A 16,014-nucleotide genomic window follows, 5' to 3' on the forward strand; every position below is an offset into this window, starting at 1 on the left:
GCCGGACATGCCCTGGGACGACGAGTACGCGCGCGGGCAGGCGGCCCGCGCCGAGGAACTGCTGTCCGCGCTGGAGTCGCTGCCGGACAGCGCGGCGGCCGCCCGCGCCACCGACACCGTCCAGACCCTGGTCGGCCTCTACGGAGACTGCCTGGCCCGGATCATGGATCACCTGAGCCGAGAGGAGGGGGGCGGCGGCGACGCGGTGCGCCGGCTGGCCGGCGACGAGTTGGTCGGCCATCTGCTGCTGGTGCACGGCCTCCACCCCGACACGGCCGAGACCCGGGTGCGCCGCGCCCTGGCCGGCCTGCGGTCGCGGCGGCGGCTCGGGGAGGACGAGGTGGGACTGACCGGGATCTCGCAGACGGCGGCGCACATCCGGCTCGGCGCCACCGGGCGCGGCTGCTCCTCCTCCCCGCAGGCCCTGGAGCAGGCGGTGCGCGAGGCGGTGGCCGCCGCGGCGCCCGAGATCGAACAGGTGGAGGTGGATGTCGAGACCGCCCCGGACCGGGCGCCCACCGCCCTCATCCCGGTGGACGACCTCTTCCGCCGCCCCGCCCTCGCCACCGAACGAGACGGGTGAGCCGACGTGCCCGCCCCCATCACCACACCCCGGCTGCGGCGGCTGGCCCACCGCCCGGCCCGTCTTCGCGGACCGGGAGCGGACGGCGGCCCGCCCGGGCAGGAGCGGTGCGACCTGTGCTCCGAGCCGCTGCCCGCGGGGCACCGCCACCTGCTGGACGTCCGCGCCGGCGAGGTCCACTGCGCCTGCCGCGCCTGCTCCCTGCTGTTCGACCGCAAGGAGGCCGGAGGCGCCCACTACCGGCTGCTGCCGCTGTGCAGAACCCGGCTGGACGAGGACGGGGCCGACGACGCGCTGTGGGACCTGCTCGGCGTCCCGGTCGGCCTGGCGTTCTTCACCCGCGACGGTGAGAGCGGCGAGGTCACGGCCGGCTACCCCAGTCCGCTGGGTCTGCTGCGCTCCACCGTCGAGGCGGAACGCTGGCGCGCGGTCCAGGCGTCCGCCCCGGCCGTCGCGGCGATGGCCGACGATGTCGAGGCACTCCTGGTCAACCTGGCGAACGGCGCGCGGGAGCGGTGGATCGTCCCCCTGGACGACTGCTACCGCCTGGCGGCCGTCGTACGCACCCACTGGAAGGGGCTGGGCGGCGGGCCCGAGGTCTGGCGGCACGTCGGGGACTTCTTCCGAAGCCTCTCCCCCGACCCACCCCCCGGCCTCTCCCCGCACACCGGCCCGACCACCGACCCGACCACCACCGACCTCCCGTCCACCACCTGAAGGAGGCGTCATGGCCCGTATCGCCGTAGGCAAGGCCGATGTGAGGCCCGACAGGGCGGCCCACGTCAAGGGCACCAGGCAGGGCAACCAGAAGGGCTCCTACCGGAAGACCCCCGGGCTCCTGCCCGGTGACCGCTCCACGGCCCGCCGGTCGACGGGCGTCAACGCCGGGCACCGCGACCCGTTGATGCCCGGGATGCCGAACCTCTCCCCGTCATGACGGCGCCGCACGCGAAGCCGGCCGGCGCTCCGTTCCGGCACGCCATCCCGGCCCTCTCCTTCGATGTCGCAGCAGCGGAGCCCGAGCGCCACGCCGCCGTGCCCACAATCCGGTTCGACGTGGGGATCACCCGTACCGGCGGCGGCCCGGTCCGCTCGGTCAGCCTGACGACCGCGATCAGGATCGACGTCACCCGCCGCCGCTACGACCAGAGGGCGCGGGCGGCCCTGGCCGAGCTGTTCGGCGAGCCGGAGCGATGGGCCACCACCCTGCGCCCGCTGGCCTGGACCCGGACCACGGCGGTGGTCCCCCCGTTCGACGAGACCACCACGATCGGCCTGACGGTGCCGTGCACCTGCGACGCCGAACTGGCCGTCACCAAGTACCTGCGCGCCGTCCCCGACGGGGAGGTGCCGCTTGACTTCCTCTTCAGCGGCACGGTCTTCTTCGACGGCGGTCAGGGCCGTCTGAGAACGGCCCAGATCTCCTGGGCCGAGGACGCCGGCTACCGGTTGCCCGCCACCCTGTGGCACACACTGGTCGACCGCTACAGCGGCGGCAGCCCCTGGCTGCGGCTGTCCCGCGAGACCCACGACCGGCTCGACGCCTATCGCGCCCGCCTGACGCTGGGCACCCTGGACGACGCCGTCGGCGCCCTGTTGGACCGGGTGGACGGCCTGCGCGCCCCCTGCCCCGCCGCTTCGGACGCCCCCGGCACCCCCAGAACACCCGAGACCACCGGAGCACCATGGACGACGTGACACCGGCGGAGCGCACGGCCGAGCCCGCGGGGAAGGCCGAGAAGATCGTGCGCACCTGCCTGTACGAGGGCTACCTGCTCTGGCCGTACCGCAGATCCGCGCTGAAGAACACCAAACGCTGGACCTTCGGCGGGGTCTTCCCCCGATCGTGCGCCGACACCCTGGGCGAGGCGTACCGGATGCGAACCCAGGTGCTGCTCGAAACCGGCGGCCGCCCCGCCGACCGCACCGAGGTGTCGGTGCGCGTACGGTTCCTGCACGTCGTCGACCGCGGTGTGGTCAGACAGGGTCCGGACGGGCCCGAAGCCGTGGACGAACTGACGGTGGACGGCGAGCGCCACCTCGCCTGGCAGGAGGCGACCGAACGCGAGGTGTCCGTGCCCGTGCGGCTGGACGCCGTCCTCGGCCGAACGGTGCGCGCCCCCGTCGCCGTCCCCGCCGGCACCGACCGCGAACCGGTCCTGGACGCGTCGGGCCGCACCGCCGGCGCCCTCGTCCGCCGGTGGAACGCGCTGAGCGGCATGGTCGAGGTCGGCGCCGAGCCCGTCGCGGACGGCGTGTTCCGGCTGACCGTGCGCGTCGAGAACACCACACCGTGCCCGGCGCCCGACCCCGTGGACCGGGGCGCGCGGGAGGCGGCCTGCGCCTACGCCTTCGTCTCCACCCACACCGTGCTGCACAGCCGAACCGGGCGCTTCGTCTCGCTCCTGGACCCGCCCGGGCGGCTGCGGGAGGCGGTCTCGGCGTGCGAGAACCAGGGCACCTGGCCGGTCCTCGTGGACGACGACACCGGCACCGGTGACGGCGCCGACGGCGGCAGCGCGTACGGCGCGGGTGACGGGTCGTCCGCCCACACCGTCCTGTCCTCCCCCGTCACCCTGTACGACTTCCCCGAGGTGGCCCCCGAGAGCCCCGGCGACCTGTTCGACGGCACCGAGATCGACCGGCTGCTGATCCTCGGCGTGATGAGTCTGACCGAGGAGGAGAAGCGGGAGGCGCGGGCCTGCGACCCCAGGGCCCGGGAGATCCTGGACCGCTGTGCGGGCCTGGGCCCCGACGAACTGCTCGCCCTGCACGGCACCATCCGCGAGTTCCGGCCCGTCGGGGAGGAGGCGTGAGGGACAGGACGGTACTGGTCGGCGGGGTGCGGCTGGGGCGGGGCGGCCGGGTACGGCTGCGCCCCTCCCCCGGCGCCGACATCCTCGACCTCGCCCTCACCGGGCGCACCGCCGAGATCGACGCGGTCGAGGAGGACATGGAGGGCCGCACCCACGTCGCGGTGGTCCTCGACGACGACCCGGCGGGGATCGACTTCGGTACCAGCGGGCAGATGGGACACCGCTTCTTCTTCTCCCCCGAGGAGCTGGAACCGGCCGGACCGCCCGGGGAACCGGCCGCGCCCCCCGACCGGATCCTGGTGGCCGGAATCGGCAACGTCTTCCTCGCCGACGACGGGTTCGGCCCCGCGGTGGCCGAAGCGCTGCGCGACCGGCCCCTGCCCGACGGCGTCCACGTCGCGGACTTCGGCATCCGCGGGATGGACCTGGCCTACCGGCTGCTGGAGGGGTACGGAACGGCTGTACTGGTCGACGCCGCGCCCCACGGGCAGCCGCCCGGCACGGTGTCGGTCATCGAGCCGGACGCCGACGCCCTCGACGACGCCAACGCCGCGCCCGAGGTCCACGCCATGGACCCGGTCAGGACGCTGGCCCTGGCCCGGCGGCTCGCGTCCGACGGCGCCGCGCTGCCGCGCGTCCTGGTCGTCGGCTGCGAACCGCTGGTGCGCATGCGCGGAGACGAGCCGGACGTCGCCGTCGGGCTCAGCGAACCAGTGCGGCGGGCGGTCGGCGAGGCCGTCGGGCTGGTGGAGTCCCTGGTGGGGGAACTGCTCGCGGGGAAGGAGGTGACCCGATGAGGAACGGTGTCTTCGTTCCCGCCGCCGTGGTGCGCATCGCTGTGGGCGTCCTGCTGGCCGCCGCCGCGGCGACCGCGGTTGCGGAAGCGCCCTCCCTGGTGCGGTACATGCGGATCAGGGCGATGTGACGGACGCGGCGGATGTGCCTGCGTGTCCGCCCCTCCCGCGGTGCCCCTGCCGGTGGTGGACAATGGTGGCCGCTCCAGGGCCCGGCAGGCGGCGCCCTCCCGTACGGCAGGAGAAGGCACCCGGTGTCCCCCAGAACCCCTACCGGGCGACAGCAGTCGCCCGCAGCCGGCCGGGACCGCGCGGGGCGGCGGCCCGCGCCGCACCGCGCTCCGGCCTCCGCCCCGGATCCGGAACTGCGGTCCGACTGCGCCTCCTGCTTCGCGCTGTGCTGCGTCGCACTGCCCTTCGCCCCCTCGGCGGACTTCGCCGTCGGCAAGGACGCCGGGCAGCCGTGCGGGAACCTGCGGGAGGACTTCCGCTGCGGCATCCACTCCCGGCTGCGGCAGGAGGGCTTCTCCGGCTGCACCGTCTTCGAGTGCTTCGGCGCGGGCCAGAAGGTCTCCCAGGTCACCTTCGGCGGCCGGCACTGGCGCGGGGACCCCCGCACCGCCCGGCGGATGTTCGAGGTCTTCCCCGTCATGCGGCAGCTCCACGAGTTCCTGTGGTACCTGTCCGAGGCGCTGGAACTGCCGCCGGCCCGCCCGCTGCGCCGCGAACTGCGCCGGACGCTGGACGAGGTCGGCCGCCTCACCCGCGCCGACGCGAGCGAGCTCGCGCACCTGGACGTGGCGGGGATCCGCCGCGGGGTCGACGAACTGCTGCTGCGCACCAGCGAACTGGTGCGGGCCACCGTCCCCGGCCACCGCGGGAGCCGCCGAAGCCACCGCCGGGCCGATCTGATGGGGGCCCGTCTCAAGGGCGCCGACCTGCGCGGCGCCGACCTGCGCGGGGCGTACCTCATCGCCGCCGATCTGCGCGGCGCCGACCTGCGTACGGCGGACCTGATCGGCGCGGACCTGCGGGACGCCGACCTCCGGGGAGCCGATCTGACCGGCAGCGTCTTCCTCACCCAGCCGCAGGTCGACGCGGCCCGGGGAGACGCCCGGACCAGGCTGCCCCGGCGGCTCTCCCGTCCCGCGCACTGGCAGTCCGCCGCGCGGGGCGGGAGCTGAGGACCCCACGCCTACGACTCTCAGCCGCGAACGAGCGGTTTGACCATGACATGCTCCCGACGGCCGTCGGGCAGCTCGTCGCCGACCGGACCCACGTCCTCGAAACCATGGCGGTGGCAGAGGGCCGCGGCGTGCGCGTCGCCCGCGCCCCGGCCCCGCGCACCCGGGCCGACCCACATAGAGACCGGCTCGGCCGCGCTCCCGCCCGGTTCCGCGACACCGCCTGCCTGCCCGACCGGCCGGCCCTCCGGCAGAGCGGCGAAGTGCGCGCCGGGGACGGCCACCCACGTCTCACCAAGCGGTACGACCACCTCCCGGAACCAGGCCCTCACCTGCTCGTCATCGTGCGCCCGGCGGACGCCGGGAAGCGCCGCGGTGAAGGAACGCAGCCACACCTCGGCCACCGCGGCGGACGGCTCCAGGACGACGTGACCGTCCTGCTGTGCGAGTGGCTCGGCCCCCGCCCCGACGCCGCCGGCCCGGCCGCGGCCCGGGCCGGCCTGCACACCGCCTAACGGGAACCGGCGGCCGGGGTCAGGGCCCGCCGCCGCCGGAGGAGGAGGAAGCCTCGCGGTCCGGCGCCGGCGGCGCGCTCCTGCGCAGGACCAGAAGGGCGATGTCGTCCGCCGGGCTGCCCCCGGTGTGGACCACCAACTGGTCCAGCAGGCCCGCGGCCACCTCGCGGGGAGAGGCGTCCACCCACCCGGCCAGGCGTTCCTCCAGGGGGAAGAAGGAACCGGAGGAGTCGCGCGCCTCGGTGACGCCGTCCGTGCAGAGCAGCAGCATGGCGTCGGGCGGAAGACCGAACCGTTCGACGGCTCGGGACTTCGGCGCGAGGGAGCCCAGGCCGAGGGGCACCCCGGAGTTCCGCAGCGGGACCGGCCGGACCGACGGCCCGGTCCGCTCCCGGCCCAGCAGGTACGGCGGGATGTGGCCGCAGTCCACCACCCGGACGTCCCTGCCGCCGTCGGCGTTCAGGACGAGGGCGGTGACGAAGCGTTCGGGCTCCCCGGTACGCGCCTCGAAGGCGTTGTGCCGGACGACCGCGTCCTCCAGGGCCTCCACGACCGCGGTGAGTTCCGGCTCCCGGCCGGCGGCCTCCCGGAACGCGCCCAGTACCGCGAAGGCCGTCCCGATGGCGGGCAGCCCCTTGCCCTGGACGTCGGCGATGAGCACCCGGGTGCCGTACGGCGAGGCCATGACCTCGTAGATGTCGCCGCCGCCCCTGCTGTCCTCCTCCACCGGCTCGTACACGCCGTCGGCCAGGAGCCGGTCGGTGAGCAGTGGGAGAGGGCGCAGGATCTGGCGCTGCAGCGCGGCGGCGGCCGAACGCAGCCGGGTGATCTCCGCGTCCCTGCGGCCGCGCTGCCAGGCCCCGGTGACGCTCAGTCCGCCCAGCACCGCGGTGAAGGCGACCACCACGAGGTTGGCGGAGACCGTCTGGAACGGGTCGTAGACCAGCAGCCCCACCAGGACGAGAACGACCCACGCGGCGGCGACGGCGGTCTGCCGCGCCGTACCGCGGCCCGCGACGAAGGCGGGCAGGAAGATCAGCAGGGGGCCAGACCGAGACCCCGGTCGGTCAGGTAGTCGGACACCACCACCAGCAGCGTCACGACGACGAGCAGCGCCGCCAGCGTCCGGGAACCGAGGCTCGGAGGGGCGTACCCCCTCCTCCGGGTCCCGGCCGACCGCGCTCCGCCGGGGGATCAGGGCCGCGCACCGTTGCTTCCCGTACCTCTCGTGCTCGGGTTCCACCGGAAGGGTCCGTGCCGCGCGGGACGGACCCGGTCTCCCCACCCTGCCCCATCTCCCGGCCGCACCGGGCCATTCGCACACCGCGTCACCCGTGCGCACGCGCGCCGTACCCCGACACGCCGGGGCGTGAGGCCGCGGGCCGGGGAACCGCTGACGCACGCGGTGGTCCTCCGGATGGGACCCTGATCGCCGCGGACACTGGGTCCTGCGGCGGGAGACGATCGGAAGGGCGGCGCATGGCACACTATTCCCGACGGGCGCGGGAGCTGGGGATCGTGGCGGACGGCGACGAACCCGGCCCGTACAACGCGATCACCGACGTGCCCGGCGTCGCCGTCGGGCACACCACCGTCCGCAGGCCGCCCGATGTGCACACCGGGGTGACCGCGGTCGTCCCGGCGGGCATCGGGCCCCACCCCGGCGGCACCGCACTGCCCGCCGCGCTGTTCACCGCGAACGGCTACGGCAAGCTGGTCGGCGCCACTCAGCTCGCCGAGCTGGGGCAGTTGGAGTCGCCGGTCGTCCTCACCTCCACCCTCTGTGCCTTCCGCGCCGCGGACGCCGTGGTGAGCTGGATGCTCGCCCGCCCCGAGCACTCCGGGGTGCTCTCCTTCAACCCGGTGGTCGGCGAGTGCAACGACGGGTACCTCTCCGACATCAGGTCCCGGCCGGTGCGCGAGGAGCACGTGCTGGCCGCGATCGAGGGGGCCGCGGGCGGGCCGGTGGCCGAAGGGTGCGTCGGCGCGGGAACGGGCACCTGCGCGCTGGGGTTCAAGGCGGGGGTCGGCACCGCCTCCCGGCGGGTCGCGCTGGAGTCGGCGGGCCAGGCCTGGGTGGGCGTGCTGACACAGGCCAACTTCGGCGGCACGCTGCGGATCTCCGGTGCCGCCGTCCTTCCGGCCCCCTCCGGCCCGCCCACGGACCCGGGGCCCGGTGAGGACGGCTCGTGCATGGTGGTCGTCGCGACCGACGCCACGCTGGACGCACGGCAGTTGGGCCGGCTGGCCCGGCGCGCGGTGTTCGCCCTGGGCCGGGTGGGCGCCTCCTACGGCCACGGCAGCGGGGACTACGGACTCGCGTTCAGCACCTCCCCCCTGCGCGGCGGCGTACCGGCGGCGGTGCCCGACCGCTGCCTCGACCCGCTGTTCGGTGCGGTCCTGCGGGCGGTCGAGGAGTCGGTGCTCAACGCCCTGTGCGCGGCGGTCACCACGACCGGCCGGCTGGGCCGTACGGTGCCCGCGGTGCCGTTGGACCGGCTGCGCGGGCTCGCCGGGAGGGCTCCTTCGTCCGGCGCGTGACGGCCGGCGTGCGGCGTGCGGCGGCCCGGGGCAGCACGGGAAAAGGGGGGCACGCGTCCCGGGCACGCCGCCCCCGGAGAGGTCAGCACACCACGACGACCGAACCGGCCCCGCACCGCGACGGTGTGAACCGCCGCCCGGGCGGGGCCCGTACCGCCTGCTCGGCATGGGGCGCCGTCTTCATGCGTGCCGCCGTGAACGGCGGGTACGCGAAGGACACAACCCGCAAGGGAGTCACAGCGGTCAGCGGGGTTCCGCGCGCTGACGCCGCCGGCGGCCGGGTGTCCCTCCCCCGCACAGACCGGCCACCGGCTCCTCCCTTCCCCGGCCGGCCCCCAAACGAGCCGAGACACCCCGACTCCGGCTCGCCTTGGACGAGGAAGCCGGGCCCGGGGGGAGGACGCGCCGCCCGGCGGGCCCGCCAGGGACCCGCACGAGGCGGCCGCCGTCCGTCCGGTGCCGGGGACGATCCCCGGCCTCCGGAAGGTCTTGCGGACCGCGCCCCGGGCGACGCTCCGGACCGCACTCCAAACAGCCCTCCGCAGGAAGACAGGGCGATGTGACGACAGATCGACAAATTCCCGCGGGTGACGTGGGAGGCCGAATGCAGCAGGCCGCCGCGCGGCCGGGCCGCGCCGGGGGCACGGTGGAAGTCCCCCAACGTCTCGAAGGAGATTGATCCCATGCGTCGTCTTGTCCGCATGTCCGCGGTCGGTGCCGGTCTCTGCTGCGCCCTGTTCACCGCCGCCCCCACCGCCACCGCCGCCTCGGCCAGCCCCGAGTCGGGCGTCCAGATGTGCTCCGAGCACGTCAACCCCGGCCTGCTGGGCGGTCTGCTCCCGAGTGCGGGCAGCCAGACCAAGGGCTGCATGACCAGCAACGCCACCATGACGGAGTAATCACTCGACGGCATCCCGGGTGGGTGCCCCGCGGCCGGGCCGCGGGGCACCCACCCGCCGTTGTGGGCCCGCCCCTCCCGCATGCCCCGACGCGCACGGGGTACCGTCCCCGCACCGCCGGCCGTGCCAGGAAGGAGCCGTGGAACATGCCGGATTCCGCCCCCGCCCCGGGTGGGCCGCTCCCCCCGTACTCTCCCGCCCCCTGGACCTTCCGGGGGCGTCTGTGGGCGGCGCTCCTGCCGGTACGCGGCCGGCTGCCCGTGCCGCCGGACCTCCGCCCGCCGGCCGGCGCCTCCCTGCTGGCGGTCGGGCTCGTCCGCTACCGGGAGGGCACCCTGGTCTACGACGAACTGGCCATGGGGCCCCTGGTCCGGCGCGGCCGCCGCGCCGGGCTGCTGATCGACCGCATCTGGGTCAGCGACGCCGCGTCGGTGCGGGGCGGCCGGGAGATCTGGGGCCTGCCCAAGCAGCTCGCCTCGTTCACATGGACGGACCGCTCGGTGTACGTCACCGACCACGAAGGCCCGGTCGCCGGGCTGGCCTTCACCCCGGGAAGGCTCCGGTTCCCGGCCTTCCCGCTGCCCCTGCCGGGCTTCTCCGGCTCGGCCGGGCGACGGCTGTTCATTCCGGCCCGCCTGGTGGGATCCCCGCGCCCCGGGAAGTTGGCGGTCACCTCGTGGTCGGACCGGCTTCCGCCCCTGGAGCGCACCACAGCCCGGATCTCGTTGGCCGTACGCCCCTTCCGCATGACCGTCCCCGGACCGGTGCGCTGCTGACCGCCGGTCACGGCGGCTGCTTGCCCGACGCCTTCACCAGGGCGGTCGGCCCACGCTGGACGGCAGGGCCGTCGCAGGCCCGGTGGATCCTGCGCAGGGCGGGCCGCTGGGGGCATCGTCCGGTCGCCCGGGCTCCGGCGGGGGTCGCGCCTCGCACGGCGGGAAGCGGCGGCGCCGCGCCGGACAGGACGCGGGCGGGGTGCGGCTGACGGGGACCGCGGCCCTCCCCGCCATCATCGGGGTCGGGGTTCCGGTCACCGGGGACAGCGGTGGACGGGTGCCCTTCCCCGGGAGCGGCGGAGAACCTCCGGCGGCCTCTGCGGGGACTCCGCTTCCGGGTTTTGCGGAAGCGGGAAGCGGACGGGGCTCAGCCCCTGCGGGACCGGCGGGCGAGCAGGGCGGCGTCGAGGTGGGCCAGCAGGTCCGCGGGGTTCTCGTAGACCTCCGCCGCGCCCGCCTCCTCCAGCTCCCGCCGGGTGATGCCGCCCGAGAGCACTCCCACGCAGGGCACGCCCGCCCGCCGGCACGCCGCCACGTCCCACACGGTGTCGCCGACGAAGACGGCCCGGTCCGGGGCGACCTGTGCCTGGTCGAGCGCGGAGCGCACCAGGTCGGGCGCGGGTTTGCTGGCCTCCACGTCGTCGGAGCTGGTAGCGGCGGTCACCGCCTCGTCCGCGCCCACAGCGCGCCGCATCGCCTCCAGTTCGTCGCCGCGCGCGGAGCTGGCCAGCACGACCGTCCAGCCGCGGTCGGCGCAGGCCCTCAGCAGTTCGGCGGCTCCGTCCAGCGGGGCCAGCCGCGGCCAGTACTCGGCGTACAGGGTGTGGTGGGCGGCGCTGACGGAGGCGGCCTCATCCGGATCGTGGTCCTCGCCGAGGAAACGGGCGAGGAGCTGGTCGCTTCCCATGCCGATGGTCCGGTGGATCTCCGACATCGGCACCCGGCGGCCCGCCTGCCGCAGCGCCTCCCACCAGGCCACGGTGTGCAGGTAGGTGGTGTCCACCAAAGTGCCGTCCACGTCGAAGAGCACGGCCCTTCCCGTTCCGTCGCCGCTCATCCGCAGCCCCTTTCCACCGGTTCGCCTTCCGGGACCGTCTTCCCGGTCGGCCCGGAACTCCCCGGCCGCGGGACGTGCGATCACCCGGACGGACGTGCGCCGCCCGCCTCCCGGGCTCCGCCCCCGGCGGCCCACTCCTGGTGGGAGTCCCAGGCGGACAGCCGGCGGTGGCTGGTGAAGCGGCGCGCGCGGCCGGTGACCGGGTCGGTGAACTCCAGCGATCTGGAAAGCAGTTGGAGGGGACGGCCGAAATCGTCCGGGGCGGGGTCGGTGACCGCCGGGTAGACCGGATCGCCCAGGAGGGGGACGCCCAGGGAACTCATGTGCAGGCGCAGCTGGTGGGTGCGGCCGGTCATCGGCACCAGCCGGTAGCGGCCGAGTCCGCCGCGGTGCTCGACCAGCTCGATGCGACTGGCGCTGTCGGGCTCGCCCGGCACCTCCCGCGCGGCGATGACCCCGCGCTCCTTGACGATCCGGCTGCGCACCGTGCGCGGCAGCTCCAGGCCCGGGTCGTGGGGCGCCACGGCCTCGTACTCCTTGTGCACCCGCCGGTCCTGGAAGAGGCCCTGGTAGGCGGCACGGTGCTCGGGGCGGACGGTGAACATCACCACGCCCGCGGTGAGCCGGTCCAGCCGGTGGGCCGGGCTGAGCTCGGGCAGTCCCAGGTCGCGGCGGAGCCGGGCCAGCGCGGTCTCGGTGACGTGCCGGCCGCGCGGTGTGGTGGCCAGGAAGTGCGGCTTGTCCGCGACGACCAGGACGTCGTCGCGGTACAGCACCTCCACCGCGTACGGCACCGGCACCTCGTCGGGCAGCTCCCGGTGGAACCACAGGTAGGCCCCCGGCCGGTACGGGGCGCCGGGCGCCAGCGGGCCGTCCGCGCACCAGACGGCGCCCTCGCGCAGCATGGTGTCGACCAGGGCCGGCTCCACCGCGGACAGGCGGTCGACCAGGTGGTCACGGACCGTCTCCCAGCGGTCGTCCTCGGGCAGCCTGAGGCGGACGGGGTCGATCCCGTGGCGCTGCGGCAGGGGGGAGGGCGGCACGGTGCGTCTGCGTCTCATCTCGGGGGCAAGCCTAGTGCCGCGCACCACCGGGGCGGGTGCCCGGCCGCCGGGACGGGACCGGAGCGGGCGGGCGGGGCCGCCGTAGGATCGGGGCTCCCGTCCACGCCCCTTCCCGGAGGTGCCGGTGTCCCCCCACGAGACCCCCCGTGTCCTGACCGACCTCGACGACCGCATCACGCGGGCGGCCCCGGACGAGGGCGGGGCACTGTGGCGGCTGGCCGAGTCCGGACGGCAGCTCGACGCGAATCTGGTGCGTCTGCCGCCGGGTGCGTCCGTCGGCGAGCACGCCGAGAACGATCTGGACGTGCTGCTACTGGTGGTCGCCGGCGGCGGGGAGGTGGAGGACGGCTCCGGCGGACGCCGGGCGCTCGCGCCCAAAGCCCTGGTGTGGCTGCCGCGCACCTCTCGGCGAGCCCTGCGGGCGGGCCCTGAGGGCCTGGTCTACCTGACCGTCCACCGCCGGCGGCCCGGTATGACCGTCGGCGCGCGCCCGCCCTCCGCGGAGCGCGCCGCTCCCGGCGGGGACGAGGACCGTGGCGAGATCCGCGACGAGGGCGGTGAGGGCCCGTGCATGCTGGACCGGGTCTGCCCCGCGTGCGGCCGGATGAACGAGCGGGCGGGCTCGGACGTATGCGAACAGTGCGGCGAGCCGCTGCCGTCGCCGGGGACCGCATAGGCGCTCCCGGGCCCGGAACACCCCTTCCGCGGCTCCGCTTCGGCGGTCAGCGCCCCCGGCAGCCGTAGAGCAGCAGGAGCAGAAGGGCCGTACCGGCCAGGCTGACCAGCAGGGAGCCCAGGCACCCGGTGCGGTTGGAGAAGAAGACGAACACGGTCACCGTCTCAGGGGTCGTCGTGCGGGCGCCCCGGCGGGTGCCGCCGCGCCGGGCCGGTGACCCGCACCACCCCTGCTCACGTGTGCCCCGAGCTGCCCGAGAAAAGCACCCGGGCGAGTTCGTCGTCCAGGGAGGGGCGGATCTTCGCCGAGCACGCCCCGCCGGTGGCCTCGTCGACCACCTCGATCACGCAGCGGGCCTCGTGCATCGCCTTGGGGCGGTCGGCCGAGGCGCGCTGTGCGACGCGGTCGAAGAACTCCTGGCTGCTCATCCGCATGCCCGAGACCGGCTCGTCGGGCGCGTACGCGACCCTGCGCAGATGCTCGCCGATCTCGCGCGGAAGCTGGGCGGCCAGCTTCTCCGCGACCGTGGCCGGGACGCGCTCCGCGAGCGTCTCAAGGCTGGCCCGGGTGGCGGTCTCGGCCGCGCCGGGGTTGTCCAGCCGGGCACGTGCCTGTACCTGTCCGAGGAAGGTGTCGTACCGCATGGTCACCTCGTCCCTTCTTCGATGACCCGGCTCCGGTACCCGGACCAAACAGGAGAAAACACCCGATCGGCGGCTCCGGCCCGAACCCTGTGACGGCGGGTTCGGACCGGAGCCGGACCGGTACGGGCGGCCGTGTCAGGGGCCGGCGCAGACGGTGTCCGGTACGGCCGGGGAACCGGTGGCCGTGAAGCCGAACGTCGCCGAGCCGTCGGGAGCCAGCCGCGCGTTCCAGTCCACGCCGGTGGCGACCACGGTGTCGCCGGAGCGGGCGAGCGTGGCGTTCCAGACGCTGCCGACCGTGGACCCGCCCTGCGGGGTCCAGCGCACCTGCCAGCCGTCGACGGGGGCGGAGCCGTTGTTGCGCACCGTCACCTCGGCCTGGAAGCCGCCGGACCACTGGTTGACGACCCGGTAGTCGGCGGTGCACGGCGCCTGCCCGGGGACGTCCGGCTCCTCGGGCTCCTCCGGCCCGCCGGGATCCTGCGGACCGGAGTCGGTGTAGGTGAGCCCGTGGCCGTAGGGGAACAGCGCGTCCTTGCCGTCGCCGTCGTTGACCGGCTGCTGGCTCGCGGACCGCATCCAGGTCACCGGGAGCTTCCCCGTCGGCGCGTGGTCGCCGTAGAGCACGTCGGCCACCCCCGAGCCCTCGGTGCCCGGCAGCCAGGAGGCGAGCAGCGCGTCCCAGCCGCCGAGCTGCCCCGCGATGTCCAGCGGACGGCCGGAGACGAGCACGACCACGACCGGCACCCCGGAGGCCCTCAGCCGCGAGAGGGTGGCCAGGTCCTCCTGGTCCAGGCCCATCGAGCCGGGCCGGTCGCCCTCCATCTCCGCGTACGGCCTCTCGCCCACGACGGCCACGGCCACGTCGTAGGAGCCGTCGATGCCGTTGCCGTGGCGGTCGTGGGCGACCTTCGAGGGATCCGAGGCCGCGGCCCGCATGCCCTCCACGATGGTGGTGCCCGGTGTGACGTCACCGCTGGAACCCTGCCAGGTGATGGTCCAGCCACCGCTCTGGTTGCCGATGTCGTCGGCGTTCTTCCCCGCCACGAAGACCTTCGCCGACTCGGCCAGCGGCAGCAGTCCGCCGGAGTTCTTCAGCAGCACCTGGGACTTGCGCACCGCCTCCCGGGCGAGTTCGCGGTGGGCGGCGGAGCCGATCGTGGAGGTGTAGGAGCGGTCGGTGTAGGGGTTCTCGAACAGACCCAGCTCGAACTTCTTCGCCAGGATGCGGCGGTTGGCGTCGTCGACGCGCTCCATCGGCACCCGTCCGGCCTGTACCTCGCCGCGCAGCAGCTCGATGAACCTGCGGTAGTCGTGGGGCACCATCACCATGTCGATGCCGGCGTTCACCGCGTCGCGGACCTCGGAGGCGGTGAAGCCCTCCCGTCCGTCGAGCTGGTCCACACCCGCCCAGTCGGACACCACGAAGCCGGTGAAGCCCAGCTCGCCCTTGAGGACATCGGTGATCAGATAGCGGTGGCCGTGCAGCTTCGCACCGTTCCAGCTGCTGTAGGAGACCATCACCGAGCCCACGCCCCGCTCCACCGCCTCGCGGAACGGCGGCAGATGGACCGCGCGCAGCTCGGCCTCGCTCAGCTCGGTGTCTCCCTGATCGTCGCCGCCGGTGGTGCCGCCGTCGCCGATGTAGTGCTTGGCGGTGGCCAGGACCGAACCGGGGGCGCCGAGTGAATCTCCCTGGAGGCCGTCGATCAGCGATGTCATCGCACCGGGCAGTTCGGGTGTCTCGCCGAAGGACTCGTAGGTGCGTCCCCAGCGGTCGTCGCGGGCCACGCACAGGCAGGGCGCGAAGGTCCAGTCGATGCCGGTGCCGGAGACCTCCTCGGCCGTGGCCCGCCCGATCCGCTCCACCAGTTCGGGGTCGCGGGCGGCCCCGAGCCCGATGTTGTGGGGGAAGATCGTCGCGCCCCGTACGTTGTTGTGACCGTGGACGGCGTCCACGCCGTAGATCATGGGGATGCCCAGCGGGGTGGACAGGGCGGAGCGCTGGAGGGAGTCGTACATCTCCGCCCACGCCCGGGGGGTGTTGGGTGTGGGGGCGGAGCCGCCGCCGGACAGGACGGAGCCGATGCGGTAAGCCGCCAGGTCGTCCGGCCGCGTCTCCAGCGCGCTCCGGTCGACCTGTGTCATCTGGCCGATCTTGTCGTCGAGGGACATGCGGGACAGCAGGTCCTCGACGCGGTCGCCCACCGGCAGGGCCGGGTCCTCGTAGGCGGGCGGCGCGTCGGCCGACGCCGCGGCGGGTGTGCCGTTCAGGCTGCAGGCCACCATCAGGCTCACGGCCGCTCCCGCGGTCAGCCGCCGGAGCCGGCTGCGCAGCGCGGTGCCGGCCGGTGTCCGGCCCGTTCTCCGCCCGGGGGTTCCTCTCGTCGTCCGTCTCATCGCGATGTCGTCCTTCCGGTGGGGCCGCGCTCTCGGCGTGCGGCCTGTGGGGGGCTCCGGCCCCG

At 74.9% G+C, this 16,014-nt stretch carries 17 protein-coding genes and 1 pseudogene; 12 read left to right on the top strand and 6 right to left on the bottom strand.

Annotation, left to right across the window (positions count from 1 at the left end; all coding sequences use genetic code 11):
- Positions 1 to 7: 7 nt before the first annotated feature.
- From ACGRHY_RS00980 to ACGRHY_RS01015, 8 genes are all read left to right on the top strand, one after another.
- Positions 8 to 583, top strand: a complete 576-nt coding sequence (locus ACGRHY_RS00980; protein WP_394633479.1) for a NifU-related iron-sulfur-binding protein — start codon at positions 8 to 10, stop codon at positions 581 to 583.
- Between the two features lie 6 nt (positions 584 to 589).
- Positions 590 to 1,300 (top strand): DUF5947 family protein, encoded by a 711-nt coding sequence (locus ACGRHY_RS00985; protein ID WP_394633480.1) that lies wholly within the window; start codon positions 590 to 592, stop codon positions 1,298 to 1,300.
- A gap of 10 nt (positions 1,301 to 1,310) precedes the next feature.
- Positions 1,311 to 1,520 (top strand): hypothetical protein, encoded by a 210-nt coding sequence (locus tag ACGRHY_RS00990; protein WP_394633481.1) that lies wholly within the window; start codon positions 1,311 to 1,313, stop codon positions 1,518 to 1,520.
- Positions 1,517 to 2,281, top strand: coding sequence for a DUF6084 family protein (locus ACGRHY_RS00995; RefSeq protein ID WP_394633482.1), 765 nt, complete (start codon positions 1,517 to 1,519; stop codon positions 2,279 to 2,281). Before ACGRHY_RS00990 ends, ACGRHY_RS00995 begins: the two co-directional genes overlap by 4 nt.
- Positions 2,269 to 3,399: a hypothetical protein gene (locus ACGRHY_RS01000; RefSeq protein ID WP_394633483.1), complete on the top strand. Its 1,131-nt coding sequence runs from the start codon at positions 2,269 to 2,271 to the stop codon at positions 3,397 to 3,399. Before ACGRHY_RS00995 ends, ACGRHY_RS01000 begins: the two co-directional genes overlap by 13 nt.
- Complete coding sequence (locus tag ACGRHY_RS01005) at positions 3,396 to 4,196, top strand: hydrogenase maturation protease (RefSeq protein WP_394633484.1); 801 nt, start codon at positions 3,396 to 3,398, stop codon at positions 4,194 to 4,196. The genes ACGRHY_RS01000 and ACGRHY_RS01005 overlap by 4 nt, the downstream gene beginning before the upstream one ends.
- Positions 4,193 to 4,324 (top strand): DUF6893 family small protein, encoded by a 132-nt coding sequence (locus ACGRHY_RS01010; RefSeq protein WP_394633485.1) that lies wholly within the window; start codon positions 4,193 to 4,195, stop codon positions 4,322 to 4,324. Before ACGRHY_RS01005 ends, ACGRHY_RS01010 begins: the two co-directional genes overlap by 4 nt.
- Positions 4,325 to 4,447: 123 nt before the next feature.
- Entirely contained in the window at positions 4,448 to 5,377 is a 930-nt protein-coding gene (locus ACGRHY_RS01015; RefSeq protein WP_394633486.1) for a pentapeptide repeat-containing protein, read from the top strand.
- Between the two features lie 268 nt (positions 5,378 to 5,645).
- Here the strand turns inward: ACGRHY_RS01015 and ACGRHY_RS30235 are convergent.
- Together ACGRHY_RS30235 and ACGRHY_RS01025 are read right to left on the bottom strand one after the other, a co-directional pair.
- A pseudogene (locus ACGRHY_RS30235) lies at positions 5,646 to 5,799 on the bottom strand (GNAT family N-acetyltransferase); the annotation flags it as partial.
- A 112-nt stretch (positions 5,800 to 5,911) separates the two neighbouring features.
- Complete coding sequence (locus ACGRHY_RS01025) at positions 5,912 to 6,847, bottom strand: PP2C family protein-serine/threonine phosphatase (protein WP_394633488.1); 936 nt, start codon at positions 6,845 to 6,847, stop codon at positions 5,912 to 5,914.
- A gap of 524 nt (positions 6,848 to 7,371) precedes the next feature.
- Between ACGRHY_RS01025 and ACGRHY_RS01030 the strand changes: the two genes are divergently transcribed.
- The 3 genes from ACGRHY_RS01030 to ACGRHY_RS01040 all read left to right on the top strand — a co-directional run bounded on the left by ACGRHY_RS01030 (position 7,372) and on the right by ACGRHY_RS01040 (position 10,108).
- Positions 7,372 to 8,433 (top strand): P1 family peptidase, encoded by a 1,062-nt coding sequence (locus ACGRHY_RS01030; RefSeq protein WP_394633489.1) that lies wholly within the window; start codon positions 7,372 to 7,374, stop codon positions 8,431 to 8,433.
- 683 nt (positions 8,434 to 9,116) lie between these two features.
- Positions 9,117 to 9,332 (top strand): hypothetical protein, encoded by a 216-nt coding sequence (locus tag ACGRHY_RS01035; RefSeq protein WP_394633490.1) that lies wholly within the window; start codon positions 9,117 to 9,119, stop codon positions 9,330 to 9,332.
- Between the two features lie 146 nt (positions 9,333 to 9,478).
- On the top strand, positions 9,479 to 10,108 hold the full coding sequence (locus ACGRHY_RS01040; protein WP_394633491.1) for an acetoacetate decarboxylase family protein: 630 nt from the start codon (positions 9,479 to 9,481) through the stop codon (positions 10,106 to 10,108).
- 367 nt (positions 10,109 to 10,475) lie between these two features.
- On the opposite strand, the gene ACGRHY_RS01045 is transcribed toward ACGRHY_RS01040, so the two are convergent.
- Together ACGRHY_RS01045 and ACGRHY_RS01050 are read right to left on the bottom strand one after the other, a co-directional pair.
- Entirely contained in the window at positions 10,476 to 11,165 is a 690-nt protein-coding gene (locus ACGRHY_RS01045; RefSeq protein ID WP_394633492.1) for an HAD family hydrolase, read from the bottom strand.
- Positions 11,166 to 11,245: 80 nt separating this feature from the next.
- Positions 11,246 to 12,226 carry an RluA family pseudouridine synthase gene (locus ACGRHY_RS01050; protein ID WP_394633493.1) on the bottom strand — a complete coding sequence of 327 codons (981 nt, stop codon included), beginning with the start codon at positions 12,224 to 12,226 and terminating at the stop codon, positions 11,246 to 11,248.
- Between the two features lie 127 nt (positions 12,227 to 12,353).
- Here ACGRHY_RS01050 and ACGRHY_RS01055 point away from each other — a divergent pair, with 127 nt between their 5' ends.
- On the top strand, positions 12,354 to 12,905 hold the full coding sequence (locus tag ACGRHY_RS01055; protein ID WP_394633494.1) for a cupin domain-containing protein: 552 nt from the start codon (positions 12,354 to 12,356) through the stop codon (positions 12,903 to 12,905).
- 233 nt (positions 12,906 to 13,138) lie between these two features.
- On the opposite strand, the gene ACGRHY_RS01060 is transcribed toward ACGRHY_RS01055, so the two are convergent.
- Both ACGRHY_RS01060 and ACGRHY_RS01065 read right to left on the bottom strand, forming a co-directional pair.
- A complete protein-coding gene (locus ACGRHY_RS01060; protein WP_394637870.1) occupies positions 13,139 to 13,549 on the bottom strand; it encodes a DUF2267 domain-containing protein in 411 nt (136 codons plus the stop codon).
- A gap of 135 nt (positions 13,550 to 13,684) precedes the next feature.
- Positions 13,685 to 15,838 (bottom strand): glycoside hydrolase family 3 N-terminal domain-containing protein, encoded by a 2,154-nt coding sequence (locus tag ACGRHY_RS01065; protein ID WP_394637871.1) that lies wholly within the window; start codon positions 15,836 to 15,838, stop codon positions 13,685 to 13,687.
- Positions 15,839 to 16,014: the final 176 nt, after the last annotated feature.

This window comes from Streptomyces shinuiensis, assembly GCF_043660855.1.
Lineage (GTDB): Bacteria > Actinomycetota > Actinomycetes > Streptomycetales > Streptomycetaceae > Streptomyces.

Bases quoted from the DNA above. Each gene is read 5' to 3' on its own strand.
- ACGRHY_RS00995 (WP_394633482.1), top strand. From the start codon at position 1,517: ATGACGGCGCCGCACGCGAAGCCGGCCGGCGCTCCGTTCCGGCACGCC.
- ACGRHY_RS01040 (WP_394633491.1), top strand. From the start codon at position 9,479: ATGCCGGATTCCGCCCCCGCCCCGGGTGGGCCGCTCCCCCCGTACTCT.
- ACGRHY_RS01010 (WP_394633485.1), top strand. From the start codon at position 4,193: ATGAGGAACGGTGTCTTCGTTCCCGCCGCCGTGGTGCGCATCGCTGTG.
- ACGRHY_RS01045 (WP_394633492.1), bottom strand. From the start codon at position 11,165: ATGAGCGGCGACGGAACGGGAAGGGCCGTGCTCTTCGACGTGGACGGC.
- ACGRHY_RS01050 (WP_394633493.1), bottom strand. From the start codon at position 12,226: ATGAGACGCAGACGCACCGTGCCGCCCTCCCCCCTGCCGCAGCGCCAC.
- ACGRHY_RS00990 (WP_394633481.1), top strand. From the start codon at position 1,311: ATGGCCCGTATCGCCGTAGGCAAGGCCGATGTGAGGCCCGACAGGGCG.
- ACGRHY_RS01030 (WP_394633489.1), top strand. From the start codon at position 7,372: ATGGCACACTATTCCCGACGGGCGCGGGAGCTGGGGATCGTGGCGGAC.
- ACGRHY_RS01000 (WP_394633483.1), top strand. From the start codon at position 2,269: ATGGACGACGTGACACCGGCGGAGCGCACGGCCGAGCCCGCGGGGAAG.
- ACGRHY_RS01035 (WP_394633490.1), top strand. From the start codon at position 9,117: ATGCGTCGTCTTGTCCGCATGTCCGCGGTCGGTGCCGGTCTCTGCTGC.
- ACGRHY_RS01060 (WP_394637870.1), bottom strand. From the start codon at position 13,549: ATGCGGTACGACACCTTCCTCGGACAGGTACAGGCACGTGCCCGGCTG.
- ACGRHY_RS01065 (WP_394637871.1), bottom strand. From the start codon at position 15,838: ATGGTGGCCTGCAGCCTGAACGGCACACCCGCCGCGGCGTCGGCCGAC.
- ACGRHY_RS00980 (WP_394633479.1), top strand. From the start codon at position 8: ATGCCCTGGGACGACGAGTACGCGCGCGGGCAGGCGGCCCGCGCCGAG.